Source organism: Mangrovimonas futianensis, from assembly GCF_021245805.1.
In the GTDB taxonomy this organism is placed as follows: domain Bacteria; phylum Bacteroidota; class Bacteroidia; order Flavobacteriales; family Flavobacteriaceae; genus Mangrovimonas; species Mangrovimonas futianensis.
The window spans coordinates 1-575 of the sequence record NZ_JAJJNF010000026.1 but is presented as its reverse complement, the minus strand read 5'-3'; the positions used below and the strand labels follow the sequence as shown (position 1 = coordinate 575).

General features: G+C 37.6%; 1 protein-coding gene. It reads left to right on the top strand.

Features of this window, described 5'->3' with window-relative positions; all coding sequences use genetic code 11:
* A partial coding sequence (locus LOK78_RS16380; protein ID WP_232635666.1) for a tyrosine-type recombinase/integrase occupies positions 1-575 on the top strand: 575 nt, incomplete at both ends.

Below are 575 nucleotides of genomic sequence, written 5' to 3'. Positions count from 1 at the left end.
AGTTTGTTACAGACCATGGAGGACAACGAGTTAATCGAGGATAACTTTGTAAAAAGAATCCCTGTATTGAAGTCCATCCCAAAAAGGAACAAAACTTATTCGGAAGAAACCACCGAGGCCATTTTCAGTTACTTGGAAGCAAACGATCCTACACTTCTTCTGTTCATTAAATTTATATCCTATAATTTATTGAGACCAATTGAGGTCTGTCGTCTTCGAGTCAAGGATATTGACACAAACAAACGAACCATTCAGTTTAAGGCAAAAAACTCCCCTCTCAAAACCAAAATCATTCCTGAAATCCTTTGGAAAGATTTACCAGACCTAAGCCAAATGGATGGAGAGCTTTTCCTTTTTACCCCCGATAAAATTGGTGGAGAATGGCAGACAACTATAAACAACAAAAGAGATTACTTTTCCAAAAGGTTCAAGAAAGTAGTCAAAGATCATTTTGACCTAGGTGAAGATTACGGCCTCTATAGTTTTAGGCACACCTTTATCACCAAATTATATCGGGCTCTTGCCAAGGATTCCACTCCTTTTGAGGCAAAAAGTAAACTTTTATTGATAACTGG